General features: G+C 43.1%; 18 protein-coding genes. 7 read left to right on the top strand and 11 right to left on the bottom strand.

Annotated features, from left to right (window positions below):
- Nucleotides 1-520 precede the first annotated feature (520 nt).
- The 9 genes from glmS to DABAL43B_RS14525 form a co-directional block, all read right to left on the bottom strand.
- Nucleotides 521-2,365: a glutamine--fructose-6-phosphate transaminase (isomerizing) gene (glmS, locus tag DABAL43B_RS13520; protein WP_079692874.1), complete on the bottom strand. Its 1,845-nt coding sequence runs from the start codon at nucleotides 2,363-2,365 to the stop codon at nucleotides 521-523.
- A 154-nt stretch (nucleotides 2,366-2,519) separates the two neighbouring features.
- The gene (locus DABAL43B_RS13515; protein WP_079692873.1) at nucleotides 2,520-2,882 is read right to left on the bottom strand and encodes a hypothetical protein; all 363 of its coding nucleotides are present in this window, start codon (nucleotides 2,880-2,882) and stop codon (nucleotides 2,520-2,522) included.
- A gap of 112 nt (nucleotides 2,883-2,994) precedes the next feature.
- On the bottom strand, nucleotides 2,995-4,371 hold the full coding sequence (gene glmU, locus DABAL43B_RS13510; RefSeq protein WP_079692872.1) for a bifunctional UDP-N-acetylglucosamine diphosphorylase/glucosamine-1-phosphate N-acetyltransferase GlmU: 1,377 nt from the start codon (nucleotides 4,369-4,371) through the stop codon (nucleotides 2,995-2,997).
- Nucleotides 4,372-4,543: 172 nt separating this feature from the next.
- Nucleotides 4,544-5,134 (bottom strand): phosphatidylglycerophosphatase A, encoded by a 591-nt coding sequence (locus DABAL43B_RS13505; protein WP_079692871.1) that lies wholly within the window; start codon nucleotides 5,132-5,134, stop codon nucleotides 4,544-4,546.
- 3 nt (nucleotides 5,135-5,137) lie between these two features.
- The gene (gene thiL, locus DABAL43B_RS13500) at nucleotides 5,138-6,178 is read right to left on the bottom strand and encodes a thiamine-phosphate kinase (RefSeq protein WP_079692870.1); all 1,041 of its coding nucleotides are present in this window, start codon (nucleotides 6,176-6,178) and stop codon (nucleotides 5,138-5,140) included.
- 2 nt (nucleotides 6,179-6,180) lie between these two features.
- Nucleotides 6,181-7,383, bottom strand: coding sequence for a transcription antitermination factor NusB (nusB, locus tag DABAL43B_RS13495; protein ID WP_079692869.1), 1,203 nt, complete (start codon nucleotides 7,381-7,383; stop codon nucleotides 6,181-6,183).
- A gap of 229 nt (nucleotides 7,384-7,612) precedes the next feature.
- Nucleotides 7,613-8,134 (bottom strand): 6,7-dimethyl-8-ribityllumazine synthase, encoded by a 522-nt coding sequence (gene ribE, locus DABAL43B_RS13490; protein ID WP_079692868.1) that lies wholly within the window; start codon nucleotides 8,132-8,134, stop codon nucleotides 7,613-7,615.
- A 177-nt stretch (nucleotides 8,135-8,311) separates the two neighbouring features.
- Entirely contained in the window at nucleotides 8,312-9,094 is a 783-nt protein-coding gene (gene hisF / locus DABAL43B_RS13485; RefSeq protein ID WP_079692867.1) for an imidazole glycerol phosphate synthase subunit HisF, read from the bottom strand.
- 63 nt (nucleotides 9,095-9,157) lie between these two features.
- On the bottom strand, nucleotides 9,158-9,286 hold the full coding sequence (locus DABAL43B_RS14525; protein WP_264753824.1) for a hypothetical protein: 129 nt from the start codon (nucleotides 9,284-9,286) through the stop codon (nucleotides 9,158-9,160).
- Between DABAL43B_RS14525 and DABAL43B_RS13480 the strand changes: the two genes are divergently transcribed.
- From DABAL43B_RS13480 to DABAL43B_RS13460, 5 genes are all read left to right on the top strand, one after another.
- Complete coding sequence (locus tag DABAL43B_RS13480) at nucleotides 9,285-10,535, top strand: homoserine kinase (protein WP_079692866.1); 1,251 nt, start codon at nucleotides 9,285-9,287, stop codon at nucleotides 10,533-10,535. The genes DABAL43B_RS14525 and DABAL43B_RS13480 overlap by 2 nt on opposite strands.
- 62 nt (nucleotides 10,536-10,597) lie before the next feature.
- Nucleotides 10,598-10,858, top strand: coding sequence for a DUF2007 domain-containing protein (locus DABAL43B_RS13475; RefSeq protein WP_079692865.1), 261 nt, complete (start codon nucleotides 10,598-10,600; stop codon nucleotides 10,856-10,858).
- A complete protein-coding gene (locus DABAL43B_RS13470) occupies nucleotides 10,859-11,767 on the top strand; it encodes a class II glutamine amidotransferase (RefSeq protein WP_079692864.1) in 909 nt (302 codons plus the stop codon).
- Between the two features lie 73 nt (nucleotides 11,768-11,840).
- Nucleotides 11,841-13,007, top strand: a complete 1,167-nt coding sequence (locus DABAL43B_RS13465) for an AAA family ATPase (protein WP_079692863.1) — start codon at nucleotides 11,841-11,843, stop codon at nucleotides 13,005-13,007.
- Between the two features lie 2 nt (nucleotides 13,008-13,009).
- Nucleotides 13,010-13,474, top strand: a complete 465-nt coding sequence (locus DABAL43B_RS13460; RefSeq protein ID WP_079692862.1) for a type II toxin-antitoxin system VapC family toxin — start codon at nucleotides 13,010-13,012, stop codon at nucleotides 13,472-13,474.
- On the opposite strand, the gene DABAL43B_RS13455 is transcribed toward DABAL43B_RS13460, so the two are convergent.
- Nucleotides 13,471-14,031 (bottom strand): YchJ family protein, encoded by a 561-nt coding sequence (locus DABAL43B_RS13455; RefSeq protein ID WP_079692861.1) that lies wholly within the window; start codon nucleotides 14,029-14,031, stop codon nucleotides 13,471-13,473. The two genes, DABAL43B_RS13460 and DABAL43B_RS13455, sit on opposite strands and share 4 nt — an antisense overlap.
- 50 nt (nucleotides 14,032-14,081) lie before the next feature.
- Complete coding sequence (locus DABAL43B_RS13450) at nucleotides 14,082-14,807, bottom strand: metal-dependent hydrolase (RefSeq protein WP_079692860.1); 726 nt, start codon at nucleotides 14,805-14,807, stop codon at nucleotides 14,082-14,084.
- A gap of 114 nt (nucleotides 14,808-14,921) precedes the next feature.
- Between DABAL43B_RS13450 and DABAL43B_RS13445 the strand changes: the two genes are divergently transcribed.
- Together DABAL43B_RS13445 and acnA are read left to right on the top strand one after the other, a co-directional pair.
- Nucleotides 14,922-15,947, top strand: a complete 1,026-nt coding sequence (locus DABAL43B_RS13445) for a DUF3025 domain-containing protein (protein ID WP_079692859.1) — start codon at nucleotides 14,922-14,924, stop codon at nucleotides 15,945-15,947.
- Nucleotides 15,948-16,241: 294 nt separating this feature from the next.
- On the top strand, nucleotides 16,242-19,049 hold the full coding sequence (gene acnA / locus DABAL43B_RS13440; protein ID WP_079692858.1) for an aconitate hydratase AcnA: 2,808 nt from the start codon (nucleotides 16,242-16,244) through the stop codon (nucleotides 19,047-19,049).
- Nucleotides 19,050-19,101 lie beyond the last annotated feature (52 nt).

Genomic DNA, 19,101 nt, shown 5'->3' with positions numbered 1-19,101 from the left:
TGTGTGATTCTAGATAACGACGCGATAAAAAACTATCTTGAACAAGGAAAGGGTTTTATTGACCGACTATCTAAACAGATTAGAAGCAGTCACTTCAGAAACGATTACAATAGGTTTTATCCTTATCCAGACGCTCCGAATGATAAGAGAAATGAAATTTTCGACACATTCTATTTGTGGGTAAAATCGTCAAATGCACCTTATGACCCTTATTTTTTTGAAAGATAACAAGATTATATATATTAAGATTTACTGCCTACTAAAACCTTAGTCTGAAACTCGTAAGATAAGTTCCTGCTTAACTCCTTTATCTGACATCACCAGTTCAGGCGCAGCTAAACTTTTCTATCTCTCCTGATTATTCCCATAACGGTGATTATGGTAAATAAGTTTAATTTGGCTGTTTCAGTTTTTATTGCTCATAAAAAAATCCTTCGCCCTCTAGTTATAGAAGATGGCGAAGGATTCAGTATGATACTTTATTACTCGCTCACAAATTTTCACTAAATAAAAGTAAATATTATTCCACCGTAACTGATTTTGCTAGATTTCTAGGCTGATCGACGTCTGTTCCGCGCATCACCGCCACATGGTATGACAACAACTGTACTGGCACACTATAAACAATCGGTGCAAGCGTCTCGCAAACATCAGGCACATAGACCACGTGCAATCTATCTTCAGCGACCATTTGACTGGATTCGCTCGCAAATACAAAAAGCTCACCATGACGTGCATGCACTTCTTGCATATTGGCTTTTAGCTTATCAAACATACTGTCTTTAGGTGCTAGCACCACGATAGGCATGTCTTTATCCACCAAAGCTAGTGGTCCATGCTTTAGCTCGCCTGCCGCATAGCCTTCTGCATGAATATAAGAGATTTCTTTAAGCTTTAATGCGCCTTCTAATGCGATTGGGAACTGTAAACCACGACCTAGGAACAAGCAGCTCTTTTTGTATTCAAAATGCTCACTCATGACCTTGATAGGCGCGTCTAAGCGTAAGCTGGCATGAAGCTGACCGGGTAGCTGTTGTAACTCACCAATCAGCGTACTCAAGTTTTCGTCAGTCATGCGCTGTTGGATGACGCCTACCTTTAATAGCAATAACATCAAGGCAGCAAGCTGAGTGGTAAAGGCTTTAGTAGACGCCACGCCGATCTCGGGACCCGCAAGCGTTGGTAAAAAGATATCTGTTTCACGTACCAATGATGAGGTCGGCACATTACACAATGCCAAACTAACCAGCCCAACAGGCGACTGTTTTTGAATATCACGTAGCGCAGATAAAGTGTCAGCAGTCTCGCCCGATTGAGAAATACAAATCACTAAGGAGTTATCGATCACGACTGGATTGCGATAACGGAACTCACTGGCAACTTCAACTGAACAAGGTACACGGATAAGACTTTCAAACCAGTATTTTGCGACCAGACCTGAATGATAGCTGGTACCACAAGCGATCACTTGTACGTGCTTAATATCTTTTAATTGTGCTTCATGACGTTGCAAAAAGTCATCGCGCAGTTTAGAAGGCTCATTGCGATCTAATGCCATCTCTATAGTACGAGCGACCGCATCTGGCTGCTCATAAATTTCCTTGAGCATATAATGCTTAAACTCGCCTTTATCAGCATTGTGCTGTGCCGCGTCAATTTCATGTATTTGACGTGTAACCTCGACACCATCAGCATAAATCTGAATACGATTACGCGTCAATTTGGCAATATCGCCTTCTTCAAGATACATAAAGCGATTGGTGACTGGTAACAGTGCTAATTGATCGGAGGCAATAAAATTCTCACCGATACCTACACCAATCACCAAAGGCGAGCCTAAACGTACAGTAATGAGCTCTTCTGGGCAATCAACATGGATAACACCAAGCGCAAAGGCACCATGTAATAGGGGAATGACAGCGCGAACGGCTTCTAGTAAGTCAGGCGTCTCTTTATAGATATCGTTAATCAGATGAGCGACGACTTCAGTGTCGGTTTGCGAGGTAAACACGTAACCTTTGGCAATCAAATCTTCTTTCAGCTCGGCATAGTTCTCTACGATACCATTATGTACCACCGCGATTTTGCCGGATACATGCGGATGCGCGTTACGCTGAGCAGGTTCTCCGTGAGTCGCCCAACGCGTATGCGCAATACCAATGTGACCATCAAAAAACTCTGGGTTTACTGCGACGGCATCGACTAACGCCTGAACTTTACCCACTTGGCGCTCACGATGGAGCTCGCCATCACGAATGACAGTCAGACCGGCAGAATCATAACCTCGATATTCCAGACGCTTGAGTCCCTCAAGTAAGATATTGGCGATATTACGCTCAGCTACTGCTCCAACGATTCCACACATAACTATTCCTTAAATTCGATGTTTTTATACTGTAATACTTAAATGTTTTGCTATAGGGTGATATTTAGTGAATTTATAAATATGAATAAGCAGCACTGCAAATCATTGCGGTACTGCTCATTTTTTACATTGTCAGGCTTATATGGTTTCAGATTTATTCTGAGCCTTTAGTAAATTCAAAAACTTCACCTTGATTTGTTATGACTTTTTCAAAGCCTCTTTTTGCTTTTAATGACATAGCTGGGATATCGTTTACAGTAGCAGAGTCATCATCATTGATAAATATCCAAACTTCATTGCCATTAGGGTAGGTCATGATATAACGCTGGTAGGTACTATCACCAACTCCCATACCAACGCCCCAATTAAAATGGCACTTACCTGAATATTTTAATACTTTATTAGTATTATAGTATTTGCACTCTGCATCATACTCTAGCGTAGTACTAGCTGATGCTATTGAAAATGACATCATAGCTGTTGATAGTAGCAAAGCAGTAGATAAGATAGTTTTCATAATAGTGCTCCCTAATAAAAGCTATATTAAAATAAGCAGCATCATAAAAATTATCATGCTGCTTATGTTTGCTCAAACCTTGATATTAGCGACTTAACTATGAATAAACTCATTACTTTTTAGTCGGACGCTGAAAGTCATCTTTCTGTGTTTGACGAGCGCGACCAAAGGCTAGTGCATTAGCATCGACGTCTTTAGTAATCACTGAACCGGCTGCCACAGTAGCGGTATCCCCAATAGTTACCGGCGCCACTAAACTTGAGTTAGAGCCGATAAAGGCATTATCTTCAATGATAGTTTGTGATTTATTGACACCATCGTAATTGCAAGTAATCACACCAGCACCAACGTTGACACCAGTACCAATCGTTGCATCACCAATGTAGCTTAGATGATTAACCTTGCTACCGTGACCGATAGTTGATTTTTTAATCTCAACAAAATTACCGACTTTGCTGTTGTCAGATAATATGGTTTCAGGACGCAAATGCGCAAAAGGACCAATATCTACGCCTGCACCGACTGTCGCTTTATCAATCACACAATAAGGTTTGATATGACAAGCGTTGCCAATCTGGGCATTTTTAATGATGCAGCCAGCTTCGATATAAACGTTGTCACCCAAGGTGCAGTTACCTTCGAACACCACACCGACATCGACAAACACGTCCTGACCTGCGCTCAATGTACCACGGATATCAACACGAGTGGGATCAGCAAACTGGACACCCGCTTCTTGTAAATCGGCGACCAGTTTACCCTGCCATGTACGTTCTAAGCTGGCAAGTTGTTGGCGGTTATTGACGCCTTCAATCTCAAAAGTGTGCTCAGGCTCAATCGCCGCAATAGTGATACCATCAGCAACCGCCATTTTGACAATATCAGTCAGATAATACTCTTGTTGCGCATTATCATTAGATAGCTTGGGCAAAAACTTGTGTAGCAGAGCATTGTCTACGCAGTAAATACCGCTATTAATTTCTTGTATCTGCTGCTCATCGCTAGTGGCATCTTTTTGCTCGACAATGGCTTCAATATTACCCGCTTGGTCACGTTTAATACGACCGAGTCCAAATGGATTGTTTACCGTTAGCGTCAACATAGACATACCGTCAGTATTGGCAGCCTGTAGTGTCGCTAAAGTTTGACAGCTAACCAATGGCACGTCGCCGTATAGAATGAGGCTTTGTCCGTCTTTCGGTAGTTCAGATAGAGTCACTTTGACCGCATGTCCGGTACCTAACTGCTCAGTTTGGGCGACCCAAGTAATGGGCAGATGTGCGTATTGATGAGCAATATGATCTTGTACTTGCTCGCCGCCAAAACCATAAACAATGATGGTGTCATCAACCGTCAATTGATGGCAAGTGTCTAATACGTGACCGAGCAATGACTTGCCAGCTAGTGTCTGTAGCACTTTTGGCTTGGCCGACTGCATACGCGTGCCTTTACCAGCAGCGAGGATAATTACCGAAAGAGGAGATGTCATAATAGCCCTACAAATGTAACAAAATATAATTTGGAATTATAGCGTAAATTGTCATTTAACCAAAATGCTATGTCGTGACCTCTTTGTAATTAAGCTATCGCTAACAGCAATACTAAATGATGAAAACGGTTTGGTTAAAATTATCTGGTTAAAAAATAAAACAAATGCGCTGCTAATCTGCAAAGTAAAAGATTATATTATAAATAATAACCCAAACTGCCGCCGCCATAATACCTGCGATAATATCGTCCAGCATGATACCAAGACCGCCAGCGACTTTTTTATCCGCCCAGCCAATCGGTGGTGGCTTAATGATGTCAAAAAAGCGAAAGAGTATAAAAGCAATAATCAGAGCAGCGATAGAAAAGGGTTGCGAGATATTTTGCCAAAAATTAACATTAGCAATGCCCATATAAGACAAAGGCAATAGGGTAATCCACATACCTGCCCACTCATCCCAGACAATGTGGGGATCATCATGACCACCCATCAGATCTGAGGTACGACCACATATCCAGATGCCAACGATGCAGGATAAAAGTGTGATAATCAAAAACGGCACAAAACCCAAGCTCAGCAGGGGTATCGCGACGATTAAGCCACCAACGGTGCCCCAAGTACCGGGCGCACGGCGCGGTAAACCACTGCCCAAGCCGATACCGAGCCAATAAACCGCGTGGTCAAACATACTGGCATTGACTGGCAGAGGAGGGCAATCATTGGCTTTACGGATATCGGGCTTAACTAGGTTGTGATCAGTCATGGGTTAACCTGCAAAATGTTGGTAACCAGTAAGATTAGGCCAAATAGAAAACGGTGCTGGATGGGTCGGTGTTACCGGCTGTCCTTGATAATAAAGCTCAGGACGTCGATACGTCACATTATCTGTGCTGCTATCTGTATTATCTATCAAGGCAATAACGTCACCAATATAGGTCACAGACGTATTGCTATTATTACTAACAGGCGGCTCGATATCAGCAGGCAAAGTAAAAGCCAGCTCATAATCATCACCACCAGCCAGCTGATATAACAAGCGCTCAGATAAATCAACGCTGGCTAATGGCTTGCTAGTAGGTAGCTGCTCAAGATTCAAGCGCATAGACACGCGGCTTTGTTGGCAGATATGTCCAAGATCTTGATAGAGACCATCAGAGATATCTATCATTGAAGTTGCACCAACTTTTGCCAATGCTGCGCCTAATGCAATACGTGGGGTTGGCATATGTAGACGATGCGCTAGTTCGATACCGACAGCATTTTCAGGGTGCTTTAGCGCATAAGCAGCATCCCCAAGCGTACCTGAGACATATATTTTATCACCGACTTGCGCGCCTGAGCGATAAACGGCTGGCGTGTCTGCAGCTAGCAGCCCTTGTGCGCTGACACTCAGTATCAAGCTCTCACTGCGCGTAGTATCGCCACCGATAAGGGTCACGCCAAATAACTGACAGGCATGAAATAAGCCCTTGGCAAATTCAGTGAGCCATTGCTCGTTGGCAAGGCGTTCAGGTAACGCTAACGCTAGCAAAATACTATGTGGTGTTGCGCCCATCGCTGCAATGTCTGAGACATTAACGGCTACTGCTTTATAACCAATCGCAAATGCCAGCTCATTAATTTGTTCCCAATCGGCGCTAAAGTGTCGACCTTGAACCAACGTATCAATGCAGCTGACTAAGCGCGCCCCTACAGGCAATACCATCACTGCCGCATCATCACCGATGCCTTTTTCGACATTATTGGGCAATGACTGTGCAGATTGCATCTGTGCAAATATACGCTCAATCAGCTCAAATTCATTCATGGCTAGTCTTGGCTTTTTGCATCAGCATCGTTTAATTCGATGCTATCTGATTCAGCTTGTTTTGTATCAACACTTTTTATATCAACGCCTTTTATATCAACATTTTTTATATCAATACTAGCGCTATTCGAGTCAAGTAAGTCGACCTCTGCTGTAACATTATCATTGCTGTCATTGCTGTCATTGCTGTCATTGCTGTCATTGCTGTCATTGCTGTCATTGCTGTCATTGCTGTCATTGCTGTCAACTATATTTTCTTCTACAGGCTTATCATTGACGACGTTTTCGGCACTAGCTGCAATCTCATTCGCTTTATCTGCGATAACTGGTTCAATGCTGGCTGATTTAATAGTAGTTTCTTCAACCGTGCTTTGAGCGTCGCTCTGTTTACTGGCTTTATAATCACTAATATTTGCCATGGCTTTACTGGCGCTATTACGTTTAACGCTGGCATTATTGGCACTGATACGTTTTTTACTTGAAGCAGTTGGTTGACTGTCATTATCAGTATCGATAGCATTTTCAGTTGTTTCTACTTGAGTAGCAGTAGGTACAGCAGCTTGCTTAATAGCCGATTTTTGAGAGGTACGTAGATTGGCTTTGCTATCGGCTTGTACTTCGATATCGCGTAGCTCAATCGCCATTCTATCCAGAACCGCATTAATCAGTTTATGCGCATCAGTGGCACCAAAATGATTATTCAATTTCATCGCTTCATCAAGCACCACTTTATAGGGTATCTCTAGGCGATTTTGTAGCTCATAGCTACCGATTAACAAGATGGCGTGTTCAACGGTGTCCAGTTTATCGATTTCACGGTCAAGATGCTGACTGATAAGGGCGTCTAGCGCCTCAATCTGTTCTGGAATATCGCGCATCATTTCATGGTAATAGCCGATATGTACGGTATGCATGGCATTGGTGGCACGTGTACGGGCAGCGATATCATGTGGCGCATTGGCCTTCCAGCCAAGCTTGCCATCGATATCAAAGCGGCGGTCAGTGACGAGCCATTCATATAGACCTTGCATGGCAAAGCGCCGCGCCTTACGGATAGCGGTGTGACTGGTCTTGTAAGAAGACTCACTCATATCGAAGGTTTGATCACCCGCACTGCTGCTCGCGATACGCGTGACTTCCGCTTCTCTATCATTGGTTTGTGCGGTTTTCGCAGCGCTAATAGCGCGCTTGAGTTGGTCAGTCATAAGGGGTCTATACCTAATTTTTAAGATAATAAGTTTTGAAATAAGATGTTAAATAGTAGTCGGCTGGCAAGTTTCGCCAGTCAGTTTTGGATATTGTGTTAAATACTAACATTACATACTGAGGGCTATGATAATAACCATAGCCCCAATTAACTTAATAAAAATGATGCAGAAATAGCAATTAAATAATAATTAAAAGCTAATAAACACTATCTAGCAGTTAATAAAACTACGCGTCAGTGCTGTCGTCTTCAATATCTAGCTGTGATAGTACAGCAAGCATTTCTAGGACAACCATGGCTGCTTCTGAGCCTTTGTTACCGGCTTTGGTTCCTGCACGCTCAATCGCTTGCTCGATACTGTCGGTGGTCAAAACGCCATTGGCAACAGGGATATTATAGTCCATAGCTACAGCGCTTAAGCCTTTTGCTGACTCGCTTGCGACAAAGTCAAAATGTGGTGTGCTACCACGGATAATCGCGCCTAAGGCAACAATAGCGTCAAAGCGGTCAGATTCAGCAGCACGCTGGGCAACGAGTGGTAATTCAAAAGCACCAGGTACGCGAATGACGGTAATGTTACTACCTAATACACCATGACGCAGCAGCGCATCAATCGCACCATCAACCAATGATTCAACGACAAAACCGTTAAAACGACCGACCACGATACCAATACGAACGTCTTCGTTTTGATGTAAATTGCCATCGATATGAGTCACATCATTGCGTTGCTGTTGTAAATTCGACATAAAAAGGTCCTTTATTCTAATTGAAAGGTTATTAAGGCATTATTAATTAAGCTAAATGATTTGTTTTGGTCCATTTTATAAATTGTTTATGTTTTAAATGAACGAAAACCAAGTGATAATAAGTAGTTAGCGCTATGATAACATTTTTTGCCGATGCATTTGTATTTTACCAACGTCTTACAAACGCATTTGTATGCCTTGGGCTGCCATGTACGCTTTGGCTTCCTGAACGGTATACTCACCAAAGTGAAATATACTGGCAGCGAGTACTGCATCGACGCCACCCTCTAATACACCTTCGGCTAAATGCTGTAAATTACCGACGCCACCTGAGGCGATAACGGGTACATTCACTCGGCTGGTAATCTGCTTCATTAATGCTAAATCATAGCCCTTTTTGGTGCCATCACCATCCATCGAAGTGACCAGTAATTCACCTGCGCCAAGCTCCGCCATTTTGCTTGCCCAAGCGACGGCATCGATACCCGTTGGCTTACGTCCACCGTGAGTAAATATCTCCCAACGTGGCATAATAATGCCATCAACATTGACATCACCAACGCGTTTGGCATCGATAGCCACAACGATACATTGGTTGCCAAATTTTTGCGCTGCTTCACCGACGAACTCAGGGGTAAATACCGCTGCTGAGTTAATCGCCACTTTATCCGCGCCAGCATTAAGCAAATTACGAATATCGGCAATTTTACGTACGCCGCCACCGACTGTTAATGGCACAAATACAGTTTCCGCCATACGTTCAACCGTATGATACGTAGTATCGCGCTCATCATTGGTGGCAGTAATGTCCAAAAAAGTAATTTCATCAGCGCCTTGTTCGTTATAGCGTTTTGCTACTTCGACTGGATCGCCAGCGTCTTTAATATCGACAAACTGTACGCCTTTGACCACACGACCATTATCAACATCCAAGCAAGGAATGATACGCTTTGCTAACATAGGGTCTTTCGCCTTATAATCAATTCATTCTATAGGTGCTAGTCTAGCAAAATCACCAGCATATCAGGCAGATTTTCGCCAAATTAATGCGTTTTTAGCGAAAGTTTGCTCATGCGCAGTATCATTATTGTCATTACCCTCTAAATTCACGCTAATAAACTTCTTATTCAATTGCCAAAAGTGAGATGTCATGTCCGTCTATACCCAGTTAACCAATGATCAATTTGCCGCCTTTTGCCAACGTTTTGGCGTGTCGTTCGCGCGTGCCATTCCGATTACCCAAGGTATCAAAAACTCAAACTGGTTTATTCAGACGACTGGCGATGTAGATGGCGCGCACTCTTATGTATTTACCTTATTTGAAGAGCGTCCACCTGCCGATATCGAAAAGATGGCGGTTATTTTAAATCAGTTGCAAGGTAAATTACCGGTTGCTGCACCGCTGGCATTGGTTGAGGATGAAGCGGTAGAAGATGATAAAAATAGTAATGCTAAAAGCTATGTCATTCATTATGACAATAAAGCAATTACGCTTGTACCCTGTTTAGCAGGAGCGCACCCAGAGCAAACCACACAAGCGATGTGTCACGAGATTGGCGCAGCGTTGGCGATGCTACATGAAACGTTACAAGCATTACAGCCTGCCGAAGATTACGGCGTACCTTTGTATCCGTGGGCGGAAGTGCGCGACCGTGAAAGGCAGTTTATGCCAGGTGATGAAGCGAAATTAATGAGCGATATTTGGCGTGCTTACACAGATTTACCGCTTGCAACCTTGCCAAAAGGCTTATGCCATTTAGATATGTTTGCCGACAACACCTTATGGAACCTGCAAAAAGGTGAAGAGCGGCTTACGGGTTTATTAGACTTTACCGAAGTCAGTGTTGAGCATTATGTGATGGATATTGCGATTACCATTAATGATTTTTGTACCACGTGGGGCGATGCTGAGCAGGGCGAGTCAGTCAATTTTGATCGCAGTAAAATGGCTGCTTTCCTGCAAGGCTATGAGTCTAAACGCCCACTTGGCGATGATGAAAAACGCGCTTTACCTATTATGCTCGCAAAAGCAGCGGTCATCTTTTGGTTACTGCGCTTAAACGTTATCCATTACAACCGTACCGAAGGGCGTACCGGCGATAATATTATGGTCAAAAATCCTGACCTGATGAAACGCCTTGCTGCTTATCATTGGTCGCATGTAGAAAAAGCACAAAATACTGTATTTGTACTTGAGCATGCGCGTTACAAAGACGATGATAAGAATAATGATGTCGAAGATTTTAAGTTAATCGGTGTATTTGCGACTGAGCGCAAAGCGCAAGCCGCTATCGAGCAATTAAAATCACAACCTGGCTTTAAAGATTATCCAAACGGATTTCATATCGATGCTTATCCGTTAAACCAAATTAACTGGTCATCAGGATTCGGTTGCAATTAGAAATATAACAACTAAAAATATAGCAACGAGTTATATTTATACCTATTTAAAAGGAATTTATCATGACCGATCAAGTTGATAACTGGCACAAACTGGCACGCTATGACACCAATATGCAAGGTGAGCTGCATGCCAATCTACTACGCAATAATGATATTACGGTTTCTCTACAGCCGCTGAGTGCGATGCCGGGTATGAATTCAGGGATTGTGCTGTGGGTACAAGATACCGATTTGGCGCAGGCCCAACGTATTTTGGATAGCATTGATACGGACGAGGCAATTTTGCCTGAATCAGACGACGATAACGGCGGTACTTTATAAATGTGTCAACTCTTAGGTATGAACTGTAATACACCAACCGATATCGGCTTTAGTTTTGCAGGCTTTCGTCGCCGTGGCGGCATGACCGACAGTCACGAAGATGGCTTTGGCATTGCATTTTTTGAGCGCAGTGAATGCACTAATAATGACAAAGCAGAGAACGCCTCAACCGGTCTGCGCTTATTCCATGACAATCATCCCAGCCATTTATCGCCAGTTGCCGATTTGGTTAATAATTATCCGATTAAAGCAATGAATGTCATTGCCCATATTCGTAAAGCGACCCAAGGGCAAAACTGTTTGGCGAATACCCATCCTTTTGTGCGTGAAGTATGGGGTGAGCAATGGGTATTTGCCCACAATGGGCAGATGAATAGCGAATTTATTAAACGCTGTCAGCGACTGCAAGACAACGGTAACGCCTCACATTGTCAGCCGGTTGGCTCAACCGACTCTGAAATGGCTTTTTGTTATCTGGTTAATCGTCTTAAAAGTAGCTTTAAAACGCGTCCTGATGACCAAACGCTGTTTAATTTTTTGACCACCCAATGCCGTTATTTATCGGCTAATGGTTTATTTAATTGCCTAATATCGAATGGTAAATGGCAGCTGGCTTACGCTGGTAGTTTATTGTTTTATCTCACACGTAAAGCGCCATTTGGTGAAGCGAAGCTAGCTGATGATGATTTGGCGATTAACTTTGGCGATGTGACGACCGATAAAGATAAAGTGACTATCTTAGTGACTGTACCGTTGACTGAAAATGAAAAATGGCAGCAATTAGCCGTTAATGAATGCCTGATATTCCAAGATGGTGAGATTTTATTTAAAGACAGCCCAAGCCAGCGTAAGTTTTTGACGATTGAGGAAGGGATTGCGGTTGCGAGAGCAGTTGGGGCGAGTGTTTAGGATGGTTGACTTGTATTTTTAAATTGGTTGTTCCACTATGAAATTAATAGTTTAATAAAAATTAGGTGAAGCCATGTTAGGCAATGACATTCAAATAAAACAGCTAGTAGGTGTCGGTGATGTACATCTTAGCTTTGAGCCTGAGCAAAGAGTGTATTGTCTGATCGGGGAAAATGGCATTGGTAAAACTAAGTGTCTAGAGGCTTTGTTTTCAACCGTGTTTATTCATAATGAATTTTTTATAAATGAGATAGCAAATTTTCATTTTGAAAATAAACTGTTCAACTTGTTAAAGTCTGATAAATACGATTTAGATTTATCTAATGTAGTAAAAAACCCTTGGATACATAAAAGTTCTTCTGCATCAAGTTTGAATTTTGATATATCTACACCGTATCATACAATGCCTTCTGTATTTATAGGTGCTCAAGGGCGCGGCGATATGAATATGGATCGAAGAAGTATCAATGAAATTGGTAGTTATGAACAGAGAAGAGAAAAGTATTATAAGTATTTAGAAAGGGTATTCGTTAGTGAAGATGCTTTTCAGTCTACAAACATGGATATTGACGTTCATGAATGGATTATCCAGCGCGCCCAATCTGCCAATCCTTATCAGGCTAAAGAAGATAATCGAGAATTAGAAATCACAGTTTTATTGAGCCTGCTCAATAAGATAGATGAACGTGTTGATCCAGATTTTTTAGAGATATCAGGTAGCAATCGCGTTTTTATTAATGTAAGAAATAAGAAAACAGAGTTGTCAGAATTATCAAGTGGCTTTGCTTCCATCCTCAAAATCATGCAGTCTATCATCGCAGGTTATAGCTATTTTACTAATGAAAAGAATATAGCCCGTGTCAAAGGCGTAGTCTTTATCGATGAAATAGAAAGTCATCTGCATACCAAATGGCAAGCGACTATTATTCCTACCTTGAAACGTCTATTCCCGAATACTACCTTTTATATCACTACTCACTCCGCTATCGTACTTAGCCAATTACAACATGGTGAAGCCTATGAGCTATATCGCGATAAAGAAGATGGGGTAGTAAAAACAGAGCTAATAGAACACCCGAATAATGCAGCGTTTGTAGATTTATTGAAGGATGCCTTTGATATTGATATTAATCGTTTGAAGCTGTCGCGTGATAACGCACCGCAGCAAAAAAACGCAAAAAAAATACTATCTGAACTGCTAGAAAAGCGAATTAGTGAGCTTAAACAGGGAACGCAATAATAATGGACACAGAAATTGCGAAGTTACTAGACTCAAACTTTTTGACCTATCTTTTAGAAGGTAAAAACATTGATGAAAATGATAGCGACCTTATTCAGCGGTTGACTGATTTGTTGGCACTTGTCAATGATGACAATGTCGAGCTGGTCATCACGCCATTGCTGAGGTATGAGTTTTTGAGAAAGTTTGGCTGGCAGCATGAAAATGAAGATTTTAATAAATTTAGAGCGGCTGTTGAAGAGTTTACTTGGTTAGACATTAGTAAAGACGTGACAGATTTAGCGACCAACCTATACCGTTTAGATAAATATGAAGCGGATAGTAAAGGCATACCAAAGAACTTAGAAAAGCGAAAATTTGACGTTTTTCACTTTGCTACCGCCAAAATCAACGGTATTGAGTTATTGTCTAACGACAAACATATAGATCAAATGGAAGGTTTATACGAGCGTTATCAAGCGCTTTAATTAGCTAAATAAACCCCACAACACCTTTTAAACTTCTCTCCAGAGCCACAAATACACGGTTGTTTTTGGCTTACAGTCATCGCTACTGTTGGGTCAAGAAAGTACCAGCGTGCATTTTTATTAGTAGGTTTATCTGCTATTTTGACAAAAGCAGATAACTCTTGATGCGCCTGTAACCCATCAGGCGTATTAAAATAGGCTTTAAACTCAACTTGCGCATGACGCTTACCTATCTTCGGCGTATGTCGTACGATTTCTAATCCTGCCCAATCCGTCTGTTTTGCCCACGACTCGATAGCCTCAATATCAAGCAAGGCTTGCTGAGCTGGCACGGTCGTCGCTACGATATAATCTGCCTTTACCAATACAAACGCGCTATAACGCGTGCGCATCAGGCGTTCGGCACTTTCAGCTCGAGCGCCCTCACTGTTATCCGTACCGTCCTGATAAAAGTTATCATGATATGGCTGACAGCAATTGCTATAGGTCAATGCGCTGCTAACAGGGGTAAATAGCGGATGGACTTGGCAAGGGCAAGTTTTTATAGAAGGTTGCATAAAGTACTCTACTTATCGGTTAAAGCGTATTCTTTGGATTTTTAGAGATTTTACTTTGGCTGATACAGCATTTTTTCTATCATCTCGGGCAATATACCCACTTTTAATTGTGCCCACGGCGTAGGGTCGCGCAGCTGCGCCCAAAACATCTCAAAAGGTGGGGCAAAATAGACCAATAACGCAAGGATGGCATACAGCAGCAGATACCACCATTTATCTTTATGTTGATAAAACTTCATCGCTGTACCTGAAGAGCGTTTCATTTTCATATTTGATAAATTCACGCTATATAACTCATCCAATGCCAAATGCACCAGCGCGCCACCAAATAAAAACAAGCCGTAAAACCAACTAACCGTTAATGGCAGATGCAAAACGTCATAGCTGATATAGGTCAGACCCAGCCCCAGTATCGCCATATAGGGTACGGAGTGAAGCACGCCGCGATGCACCGTCATATTGGTAAAAATAGAGAAAACTACATAGCGCATAAAGCCATAGCCTGCCAGCCATAATGCTATCAGCGCCAATAAACTCAGCTCACTGCGCCAATGCATCACCAAACCAAAGGCAAAAATGAAAGAGATAATATTAAAGCCAAGCTTAATGGGCGTCGAGTTATCAGAATCCAAATCGGGCAACAGCCCACCGATGGTGCCAAGCGCCACGCACATCAAAAACCCAGAATCATTAATCAATCCCGCTTTATAAACCGTTAGGCTCATCGTACCACTGACCATAAAGGCGACATTTAAGTGGGTGTTAAAATTTGCCATAAAAACTCATCAATAAATAGCGCGTAAAAACGTCATTTCGAGCGGCTTGTCTAGCCGTAAAAAAGCGCTCCATGATACCATAGACACGCCCTACGTCTAATAGAGAACGCCCCCATGACCATCACTGATTTGTCCACCACACTGCATTCTGAAATTTCCCTTGTAAGTCCGTCTGTACGCGACAGCATACTTGATGACAGCTTTGCAAAAATCGACTGGCAAGCGCCGTGGTTGTGCCACTTAAATCAATTGAGCTATGTCAGTAAAACGATAAGCCGCCTTAGTGGCTCATGTCAGCAAGTAGATACTGCTGCCGAACATGATAATCAAGCTGATATTGCTGCGCCTGATATTATCGCCAAGGTGCTGAACACCGCGATGTTGCAGCAAAATAATAAATCACAACAGCCATCACAAACGAAGCCCACACCAAATAATCTCGCACATAGGCTCAGATTTGTCTCCCAAGATGCGCTACCCGAAGGCGAAGCGTACGAAAGCTTTATCGCGACCACTGGCAATATTCCGACGCGTGATAATTTGCATGATTTATTTAACGGTAGCATTTGGCTGACCTTTCCAAAAACCAAAGCGCTGCTTAACTACTACCATATGTGTGAAATTGCTAAAAAAGGTATTAGCACGAGCCGTGGGCGCGTGCGCGATACCATTACTGTATTTGATGAAAATGGCGCGATATTGGTAACAGCTGAGCCAAGTATCGGTGAAGCGCTGATAGGTTTCGACTGGCAAGCAAGCTTGATAACGTCGCGCGCATCTTGGGATAATCCACAACAAATAAGTGCAGACGACAAAAATAATGCTAAGGCAGCAGTTTATATTTTCGGTCATGCACTACTTGAGAAACTACTGCAGCCGCGCAAACCTTTATGCGCTCACAGTGTCATTATTTATGTCAGTGCTGAGTTCTTTAAATTAAAGCGGTCAGAGCGTATAGAATATTTGGATAATCAGCTGGCTGAGTACATGCATGATTTATTATCACGAGAGGATGTGACGCCGCGCAAACTGTCACCATTACCGATTTTGGGTGTGCCACACTTTTGGGCTGAAAACGCTGATCCTAGCTTTTATGAGGACAACCAAGTCTTTCGTAGTGGTCGCCGTCAGAAAGTATAAGCTCATAGCTTGCCAATAACCGCCTAAAGCATTGTTACGGTTACGATTGTGCCACGATTCAATAACCAATTAGCGTTAACAAGTCTAGGCTTATTTGTTATGGTTATAGCAAGTGATTGTTAACGGTGTCTATGCTATACCACTTATTCAAGCAAACTATTCTACTTTCACTAGTTTTATTCAATACTTGTTAACAAAATATCAAATTTATAATAACCAAAGAAAGCTCCCATTTAGCCACCTGTTATCAAGACGAATTTTATAATTATTCATAACAACGATAAGGAAGCGACCATGAGTGATATTTTTAATGTAAAAGATACGATTGTAGTCGATGGCAAGGAACATGCCTATTACAGCTTGCCAGCGCTAACTAAAACCTATGAGAACATCAGTAAACTGCCATTCTGTATGAAAATCGTTTTAGAAAACCTATTACGTAACGAAGATGATGGTCAGTCTGTCGGTAAAAATCATATCGAAGCCGTTGCCAATTGGGATGCTGGTGCGGAAGCGTCAAAAGAAATTGCCTTTATGCCAGCGCGTGTGGTGTTGCAAGATTTTACAGGCGTGCCTTCAGTCGTCGATTTGGCCGCGATGCGTGATGCTGTCGTTGAGCTTGGTGGCAGAGCGGAGCAAATTAATCCATTTATCCCTAGTGAATTGGTCGTCGATCACTCAGTACAAGTTGACGTCTATGGCCGCGAAGATGCGCTGGATCTGAACGAAAAAATTGAATTTAAGCGTAATAACGAGCGCTATGAGTTTTTGCATTGGGGCAAAAATGCCTTTAAAAACTTCGTGGTTGTACCACCAGCGACCGGTATTGTGCATCAGGTAAACCTCGAGTATTTAGCGCGTGTTGTGATGGCCGCTGATGTCGATGGTGAGCTAACGGCTTATCCAGATACGGTATTTGGTACCGATAGTCATACCACCATGATTAATGGTATCGGTGTCCTCGGTTGGGGCGTAGGCGGTATTGAAGCCGAAGCGGCGATGCTCGGTCAACCATCATCGATGCTGATTCCGCAAGTCGTTGGTTTTGAGCTGACGGGTAAGCTGACTGAAGGTGTGACCGCAACGGATTTAGTATTACGCGTCGTTGAGATGCTACGTGCCCATGGCGTAGTTGGCAAGTTTGTCGAGTTTTATGGCGAAGGCTTACACAGCATGCCGCTTGCGGATCGAGCCACGATTGCTAATATGGCACCCGAGTATGGCGCAACTTGTGGTATTTTCCCTATTGACCGAATGGCGATTGATTATCTGCGCTTATCAGGTCGTGAAGAAAACCAAATCGAGCTGGTCGAAAAATATGCCAAGGCGCAAGGTTTATGGCACGATGCTGATACCCCATCTGCGACCTACTCAAGTAAGCTAGAGTTAGATTTGTCTTGTGTTCAGCCAGCGCTTGCTGGTCCTAACTTGCCACAGCAGCGCATTAACCTATCTGATATGCATGAAAAATTCGGTGAAACATTAGAGAAAATGACCAAAGAACGCAAATCAGAGATTGCTGGAAAAATACGCTTTGACCAAGAAGGCGGTGAGCAAGAGCAAGCCAAGACCTTAGCGGCCAAACCCAAACCTTTCTGTGCTGAAGGCAGTACGTATTGTACGGTCAAAATTGAAGATGAAGAGTATAGATTGCGCGATGGTTCCGTTGTTATCGCCGCCATTACTTCTTGTACCAATACCTCAAACCCAGCAGTGATGATTGGCGCAGGCTTAGTCGCCAAAAAAGCGGCGGCAAAAGGTCTGACGGCTAAACCATGGGTCAAGACCTCTCTTGCTCCGGGTTCAAAAGTTGTCACTGATTACCTTGAAAAAGCTAAGCTGATGGATGAGCTAGAGAAAATTGGCTTTTATCTAGTCGGTTATGGTTGTACCACTTGTATCGGTAACTCAGGCCCGCTATTAGGAGCGATTGAAGGCGCTATCGAAGAAGGTGATCTGGTTGCCGCTGCTGTACTGTCAGGTAACCGCAACTTTGAAGGTCGTATTCACTCGCATGTCAAGGCAAGCTATTTAGCGTCACCACCATTGGTTGTCGCTTATGCACTGGCAGGTACCGTCGATATTGACTTGACGACGCATCCGTTAGGGCAAGATCAAGAAGGTAATGATGTCTTCTTAAAAGATATCTGGCCAACGTCGGATGAGATCAATGAGTTGATCGCCAATAACATCGATGCTGATATGTTCCGCAAAAACTACGGCGAAGTGTTTAAGGGTAGTGAAGCATGGAATGCTATTAGTTCAGCTGATAGCCAGCTATATCCATGGAGCGAAGAATCTACTTATATTAAAAACCCACCGTTCTTTGATGGGATGACTATGGAGCCAGAAGGTATCCTCGATATCGAAGGCGCGCGTATCTTAGGTCTGTTCGGTGACTCAATCACTACCGACCACATCTCACCAGCCGGTAACATCGATCCAGCCTCACCTGCTGGCAAGTACTTGCAAGAGCGCGGCGTCATGCAAGCCGATTTCAATAGTTATGGCTCACGTCGTGGTAACGATGCAGTTATGACTCGCGGTACCTTTGCCAATATCCGTATCAAAAACACTATGATGGGTGGCAAAGAGGGCGGTTATACCTATTACTTCAATGGTGATAGCGCCACGCTACAAGATGGCGAAGAAATGGCCATCTATGACGCGGCAATGAAGTATAAAGAAGACAAGCGTCCGCTCGTGGTACTTGGCGGTGCAGAATATGGCTCTGGCTCTAGCCGTGACTGGGCAGCCAAAGGAACTATTTTGCTTGGCGTAAAAGCGGTATTGACCAGCTCGTTTGAGCGTATTCACCGCTCAAACCTAGTTGGTATGGGTGTGTTGCCATTGACCTTTAAAAATGGCGAGAATGCAGAAACATACAAACTAGACGGTTCTGAGGTACTGAGCATCACTGGTTTAGATAACGGCGAAAGCAAAACAGCAAAAGTCACTGCGACACGCGCCGATGGCTCGACTGAGAGCTTTGATGTTAATGTCATGCTACAGACACCAAAAGAGCGCGAATACGTGCGTCATGGCGGCGTATTGCACTATGTACTACGTCAATTGGCAGCTGAGAGTAAAGACGCTGCGTAATGACTTATTAGACTTAGCATAAGAGAAAGCCCAATCCCAGTAAGAAATAGGG

This window comes from Psychrobacter sp. DAB_AL43B (assembly GCF_900168255.1).
In the GTDB taxonomy this organism is placed as follows: domain Bacteria; phylum Pseudomonadota; class Gammaproteobacteria; order Pseudomonadales; family Moraxellaceae; genus Psychrobacter.
This window is presented reverse-complemented; position numbering and strand designations above follow the sequence as displayed.